Here is a 6,592-nt window from a genome sequence, read left to right as displayed (position 1 = left end):
TTGATATAGCTATTTTCTGCTGTTCTATTGGTGAATTTACAATTAGATTTCTAATAAAATGGTACATCGCCTTATCTTTAGTTAGATATCCCATTAATACATATGTTACTCCTTGTTGAGGAAATATAGTGAAAAAGAAAGGTGAAATATAAGATCCCATTTTATTTACTGTCTTTCCTTCATTATCATTCGTAATAAAAAACATAGAAGTCGAATGCCGTATTCATTAGGCCAAACAAGTAAATCTGTTGTTATTCTGTCAAATCTTTCGTTATCTAAATTAGTATTCATGATCATTTTAAGACTATTAATATACTTTAAATGTCTATTGTATAATCTAACTCTCTCACCTAATTCTGTATTGAACAAGCTTTGATCTTCCTCTAATTTAGCGTTCATCAACTTATATGCACTGTATCGCTCATAATATCCAAGTGCAAAAGCTCGATAAGCAAATAAAAAATTTTGTTCAGTATCACTAATTTTATATACATAACTTTCTATCGGCCTGAATATTTTAGAATCATGTTTATTACAAAATCCTGTAAAAGTCGACGCTTTACCTTTACCGACCTCATGTAGCTTGAACTTCCCATTGTCTAAATAGGTTTTAGAGAAATCAACTGCCAGCACTTCCCCAAATCGTGCTAGTTTATTTAGTATCCATTGTTTTGAATTGAATGTGCTTTGCTTATATCTTTATCGCAGTATTTATCTTCGTGTATACACCCTGAAAATAAGTTATTATTTCTAATCCTGTTAAATTCAATATTCTTTTGTATTTTAGGCTCTATTGGATAATCCACCCTTCAATTTATCTTTCAGCACTTTCGCCTAACTTCCTGTATTCACGACCCAGCACATGCTGGGTGTCCAGCGTATGCCGGACCAAGGACGAATGTATGCAGCGTCAATATTATGTTATGTGAAGCATTCTTTCTTCATTGAACTACATTGAGTTATTTTTTGATCACGATGGAATTATAGAATTTCTCAAAACTATTATCTTTTTTGATTAAGTCATCAATTTTAATGGAATCAACAATACTTTTGATATATTGTTCAACAGTTTGATTGGATCGCTGAGCATTTCGCTGCATATAGTCTGATATTCTATCTGGTAATTCATTAAATATCCAAGTCTCAATATAAGGATCTGTAATAATAATGTTGTTAGGATTTAAATGTGCCTTTTCTACAAAGAATTTCATAGTTTTATCTATCTCACCATCTGAATCAACAATAACTAAGATATCTGCATCAGAATCTACCTGGGACCTTACTGAATTAATAACTTTAGGCATTACATATTTCCCCATCTCTCTATCCCTATTGCCTTCGCATATTAATATTATGTCGGTGTTAATCTTATTTATCTGATTTCCACTCACAATACTTCCGGAAATAGATTGATAACTTAATACTTGAGGTAGAGTAGGCTCTATCGTTTCCTTTAAATCATTTTGTATACTTATTGATCATTTAATTCACCTACGGCCTCTAAATTGTTCGACAAAGCAGAAGGGTCTGTTGAAATAAATGCATATAAGTTTACTATCCTAAGTGCCCCAAAATCATTATCTATTAGAAAATTCATCAATTTACAAACACTCACATCCGTTTTTAATTCATCTGCAAAGCTCGGATTAATCATAATCACAGTCGCTTTCTTCTTCTCATTGTCCCAAACCCTCTCAAGCAAGTATCTGTGCCTTTTGTCTTTTGAAAAAATCACTTTTGATTGTACTTTAGCTTCTTGAATTATTGTCATATAATTTCGTTCCTTTCTATAAAACTTCTTTAGTGGTATTTCCCATAACGTTATTGTATTCACGAAACGACCCAGTCTTAGATAGCTCTTATCTTAGGCTGGGTCGTTTGTTGTCTGAACTCCTTCCATGATTATACATCTGACAACCAAAGGGCGATAGCCCTTCAGCGTGAATACTTTGTTAGATGCTGTCGCCTCTTCTTCGATTTATCAATCAAAACCTTCATTAATATTTCTATTTACTTGATTTAATATTTTGGGGTAAATATTGTCGATATAGTCATTTTCTATTGCCTCTTCTATCCAAAGCACTCTTGTTTCTTCTTCATTGTATGTAGCATGTTCATAGGTAAAGAGTTTAAATCTACACTCACTCAACTTCCCATTCTTCGGCACTACTATACTTCGATAAGTAATTCTGTCTCTAGCAATAATGTTTATTAAATCTTCTAGATCATAAGGTTTATACCAATAAACTAATTCATTCTCTACAAATGAATAGTTCATTTCAAACACTTTCTCTTTGCTTTTTATTATTGTCCGCTCTTCAATATATGCCCTATGATCAGGAAATGCTGCGAAATTACATTCAAAATAAGGAAATAACAATTCATACTCAGCATCTATAAACTGACTTAGAATTGTTGCTTCTTCTTCAGTTGTTAAATCGAAATTATAAATTGAACGATTGTCAAAGATTAACATTCTACTCACTCCCATGATCTTTAGGCAATTGCGTCTAACGTTCCTGTATTCACGAACCCGTAGGGTTGTCTGCATGCTTCCGCTTCCCCGAATTATCTACTGGCAGACCCAGGGCCGAACGGCCCGAAGCGTGAATATTATGTTAGGCGATGTTAATAACATTCAAAGAAATATTCCAAAAATCCCATTATTCTTGCTCTCTATTATGCATTTCAAGAAACTCAACTTTAGCCTTTTCAGCATCTTCTATCATTTTTTGCACTTGAGGACTTTTTAAATCAAGATTCTCTTTCTTTTGCCTACTTTCTGATCTCAATATGCCTCCCTGGATTAAGCCGGCAATTGAAAAGATAACTCGAATATATTTAGTTCTTGTACTGGATTCTTGCCCACTATATAAATGATATAATTCATTAATTCGATTCGAGATATTTTGATTTTCAAAGTCAATTATATCCATTGAATGTGCAAAATCATTTCTTATCTTTCTTAGTAGATTTAAGTCCCTTCTTTGCATCGGGCTAATAAGACCTAACAAGTAAGCCAGTTCAATCCTGGAAGAGAATGAGGATAAACCTCCCGAACCAGCAAACAAATTATTAAATACACTTGAGTCATCGACCAAAAATTTACGTAGTAGTTCTTTTAATATATTGTCTAAAAAAGCGATGGCTAATAGAGCGCACCCTCTATCAGATTCACCATTTAATGCTATTCTGAGACTTGAAATATCAGTAAACAAATCTTTGGGATCGACCCCTTTTTCCGAGAAAGATTCCTCAAGTTTTTCTTTCAAAAAATTAGAAAATTCGTTTTCTTTCATTTTCTATCTACTCCCATCATTTTTTTGTTTGTTAATTTCGCCTAACGTTCTTGTGTTCATGAACCCCACAGGGGTTGTCTGCTGAACTGCCTCCTGGAAATTCATCTGGCAGACCCAGGCTCCGTTAGGAGCCGCTGCTTGAATATTATGTTATCCGATGCTGCTGACTCCTTTGAGTATTATACAAATCATACTTTTCTTAATTAACTACTCTTTCTTTTATTTATCGGGTTTATAAATCCGATCTGTATCCGTGTCTATCACATAATCTATTTCAAGACTTTCAGTCTGTTGTACTTCTTTAAGGTTTAAATATTCTTTTAATTTCATTGGTATGTCTTTTGTGGTAGAACACCTTTCTTTTGCTTTTACATAGCTTTCCGATAGTTCTTGGTGACTAACATCCCGGTCACTAGCCAATACACACTGTATGTAGTAACCATCAATTTCAATGATCACGATAGATTCTCCCTTATCACCGTAATTTACATCTTAAAAGCTTTGATCTATTAAAATATTTTCATCTCCATATCTTTTTATGCACTCTGCTCTTAATCATTCTTGTTAAGGCTTTGGCGGTTTCGGATAACATCTAATTTATGTACTTCGTAAATACCAAACATTCGGCCACGTATCTGAACTACGTATATGATAACCCATGTTGTAGCATTTTGCGTAGAAAAAATTAGCGAAAAAGGAATATTTATAAAATCATTCAATCCCCATTCCATCTGATTCAACGGGCTTTGAATACGCTAAATACTTTTCTTACTAACCGCTGAGTTGTTCGCGCTCTCGTATGACCAAGTAAATCCTGAATGTACCGTAGTTCTGTCCCATTTTCCAGCAAATGAGTGGCGAGGGAGTGCCTCAGGGCATGAATACTTACCTTCGCCAAAGCTTTGGTCGGAGAACCTGAATTAATTCTGGCCGATGAGTCTACTGGAAATCTGGATCGAAAAACCGGAGAAGAGATCATGAATCTCTTGCAGCAGCTCCATCAAGGAGGGAAAACTGTCATTATCGTAACGCATGATCTGGAAGTCGCCAACAGATACAACCTAATCATCGAAATTATTGATGGAGAAATAAATAAAGATCAGCTTTCATAGCATGTTGAATGTACAAAGAAACCGTCTCTATTGGTATATGGTTGCTCGCACACCCCTTTACCAAGGAACGGTTTTTTTTGATTTTACAATTTTAATAATGGGGCTATGCCGCCTAATCATTTACGACTTATGGGACAGCCCCACGAGCTGGATGTTTCTCCTCATCTAAAAGCTGCCTCTCAAACCAACAGAGCCTGAGCGATCTGATCGATAATGCCATTGATGCTTGTGAGTCCATAACAGCCGATTCATGTCGCGGAATGGTCCGTCCTTAATCCCTGGGGTCCCGCATCGCTTGGAGCTTCATTCATACAAATGATGTTCAACCTTTTATACCGCTAAATGTAATGCCGCTAATAAACGTCTTTTGAAGAAAAAAGAACAAAACAATAATAGGTAATGTCATCAAGGTGGATACAGCCATTAATAGACCCCATTCCGATCCCTTTTGACTCTGAAATTGCTGCAATCCGAGCGAAACCGTGTAAGATGGTTCATTGGTTAAATAAAGCAAGGGGCCCATGAAATCAGTCCAGCTCCCCATAAATTGAAACAATGCCACGGCTAATACGGCGGATTTGGCTAGTGGAAACATGATCTGTAAATATATACGGAACTCACTAGCGCCGTCTAAGCGGGCCGCTTCGCGCAGGGCATCAGGCAGTCCCATGAAAAACTGCCGCAACAGAAAAATGTAAATGGGCACTCCAAAAAATTGGGGTACAATCAGTGGAAGAGGTGTTCCTACCCAACCTAATTTAGTAAACAACAGGAATAGAGGAATCATTGTCACCTGTCCGGGGATCATCATAACAGCAAGGGTAACAAAGAAAAGTATTCCTCTCCCACGGTACTCTAACTTGGCAAAACTATATGCAACCAAGGGACAGGATATGATCACACCAAGCGTACTAACGATTGTTATAATCGCCGTGTTTTTCAGATATGTCCAGAAAGGGATATACTCAACAGCACGGGAATAATTACTCCACAGAATTGGACGCGGAATCCACTCTGGTGGGAATGTAAAGATTTGTGTGAGTGGTTTAAGAGAAGTCGAAAGCAGCCAAATGAACGGAATCATGAAAAATGCAGAAGCGACAATTAGACATACATAGGCTAACGCACGATTGATTCTTTTAATAGCGGTAGGATTCATCCCTTACTTCCTCCTTATTTCCCTTGATAATGAACCCAGCGTTTAGACGTAATAAAAATAATTCCGGTTAATGCCATAACGATAATAAATAAGATCCAGGCCATTGCGGAGGCATAACCCATTTTGAAATACCTGAATCCATTCTCATATAAATACATGACGTAAAATGTCATGGAATTTGCAGGAGTTCCTTGCCCTTTGGTCAACGTATAGGGAAGAGTAAACTGTTGGAATGCACCAATCATTCCCATGACAAGGTTGTAGAAAATAACGGGAGTGAGCAAAGGCAGGGTTACCTTTCTCGTTTTCTGAAACCAGTTAGCTCCATCGATTTGCGCAGCTTCATAGTACTCCTCAGGGATGTCTCCTAATCCAGCAAGGTAGATAACGACAGCTTGCCCAATACCCCAAAGCGACATCAGAATGAGAGAGGGCTTGGACCACGACTCACCACCAAGCCAAGCGGGCCCATCGATACCGATATTCGCTAACATCCCGTTCACCAATCCGAAGTTTGGATGTAACAGCCACATCCACAGAACAGCCAGAGCTACTTGTGGCACGAGAGTAGGTAAGAAAAAGATCGTTCTGAATACAGCCATACCCTTGACCTTCATATTCAACATCATAGCGAGTGCCACACCAATAAATATACTTAAGGGAACAAAAAATACCGTAAAATAAATCGTGTTGTATATGGATTTCCAAAACAAAGGATCATGGAAAAGATCTCTATAATTATTCATTCCGACAAATTCACCAGGCTGTAGAATGCTGTAAGTAGTGAAGCTGAAGTAGATGGACATTAGCATGGGAATTGCATAAAAGCATAGAAGCCCTATAGCCCAAGGTGAAGCAAACAGCCACCCAATCACGTGAGTTCTGCGGAGTGCTCGTTTCCTTGCCGATGGAATTGCTTTTACTTGAACTGGATCGGCCAGTTTCGCCATGTACATTCTCCTTCCAATTGTCATTCATGAATAGGCAAGGAGAGAGAGTTCGCTCCCTGCCTACCGAGCACT

9 protein-coding genes and 1 pseudogene are annotated in these 6,592 nt (G+C 37.3%); 1 reads left to right on the top strand and 9 read right to left on the bottom strand.

Annotated features, from left to right (window positions below; genetic code table 11):
- Positions 1 to 165 precede the first annotated feature (165 nt).
- The 7 genes from CHI14_RS15285 to CHI14_RS30840 all read right to left on the bottom strand — a co-directional run bounded on the left by CHI14_RS15285 (position 166) and on the right by CHI14_RS30840 (position 4,278).
- The gene (locus CHI14_RS15285; RefSeq protein ID WP_095289357.1) at positions 166 to 633 is read right to left on the bottom strand and encodes a hypothetical protein; all 468 of its coding nucleotides are present in this window, start codon (positions 631 to 633) and stop codon (positions 166 to 168) included.
- A gap of 326 nt (positions 634 to 959) precedes the next feature.
- Complete coding sequence (locus CHI14_RS15280; protein ID WP_141236683.1) at positions 960 to 1,304, bottom strand: hypothetical protein; 345 nt, start codon at positions 1,302 to 1,304, stop codon at positions 960 to 962.
- A gap of 167 nt (positions 1,305 to 1,471) precedes the next feature.
- The gene (locus CHI14_RS15275) at positions 1,472 to 1,771 is read right to left on the bottom strand and encodes a DUF1643 domain-containing protein (protein ID WP_095289355.1); all 300 of its coding nucleotides are present in this window, start codon (positions 1,769 to 1,771) and stop codon (positions 1,472 to 1,474) included.
- Between the two features lie 210 nt (positions 1,772 to 1,981).
- Positions 1,982 to 2,476 (bottom strand): hypothetical protein, encoded by a 495-nt coding sequence (locus tag CHI14_RS15270; protein ID WP_095289354.1) that lies wholly within the window; start codon positions 2,474 to 2,476, stop codon positions 1,982 to 1,984.
- Positions 2,477 to 2,663: 187 nt separating this feature from the next.
- Positions 2,664 to 3,299: an MltR family transcriptional regulator gene (locus CHI14_RS15265; RefSeq protein WP_095289353.1), complete on the bottom strand. Its 636-nt coding sequence runs from the start codon at positions 3,297 to 3,299 to the stop codon at positions 2,664 to 2,666.
- Between the two features lie 219 nt (positions 3,300 to 3,518).
- The gene (locus CHI14_RS15260) at positions 3,519 to 3,758 is read right to left on the bottom strand and encodes a hypothetical protein (RefSeq protein WP_095289352.1); all 240 of its coding nucleotides are present in this window, start codon (positions 3,756 to 3,758) and stop codon (positions 3,519 to 3,521) included.
- A 277-nt stretch (positions 3,759 to 4,035) separates the two neighbouring features.
- Positions 4,036 to 4,278 (bottom strand): tyrosine-type recombinase/integrase, encoded by a 243-nt coding sequence (locus tag CHI14_RS30840; RefSeq protein ID WP_170948147.1) that lies wholly within the window; start codon positions 4,276 to 4,278, stop codon positions 4,036 to 4,038.
- Between CHI14_RS30840 and CHI14_RS15250 the strand changes: the two are divergent.
- Positions 4,184 to 4,411, top strand: a pseudogene (locus tag CHI14_RS15250) (ABC transporter ATP-binding protein); the annotation flags it as partial. The gene CHI14_RS30840 and the pseudogene CHI14_RS15250 sit on opposite strands and share 95 nt — an antisense overlap.
- Positions 4,412 to 4,733: 322 nt before the next feature.
- Here the strand turns inward: CHI14_RS15250 and CHI14_RS15245 are convergent.
- Both CHI14_RS15245 and CHI14_RS15240 read right to left on the bottom strand, forming a co-directional pair.
- Positions 4,734 to 5,570, bottom strand: coding sequence for a carbohydrate ABC transporter permease (locus CHI14_RS15245; RefSeq protein ID WP_095289351.1), 837 nt, complete (start codon positions 5,568 to 5,570; stop codon positions 4,734 to 4,736).
- A 14-nt stretch (positions 5,571 to 5,584) separates the two neighbouring features.
- Positions 5,585 to 6,520 carry a carbohydrate ABC transporter permease gene (locus CHI14_RS15240; protein WP_095289350.1) on the bottom strand — a complete coding sequence of 312 codons (936 nt, stop codon included), beginning with the start codon at positions 6,518 to 6,520 and terminating at the stop codon, positions 5,585 to 5,587.
- Positions 6,521 to 6,592: the final 72 nt, after the last annotated feature.

Source organism: Paenibacillus sp. 7516, assembly GCF_002272715.1.
Taxonomy (GTDB): Bacteria; Bacillota; Bacilli; order Paenibacillales; family Paenibacillaceae; genus Paenibacillus; species Paenibacillus illinoisensis_A.
Note: the sequence above shows the minus strand (reverse complement) of the source record. Positions and strands in the feature narration are given on the sequence as shown.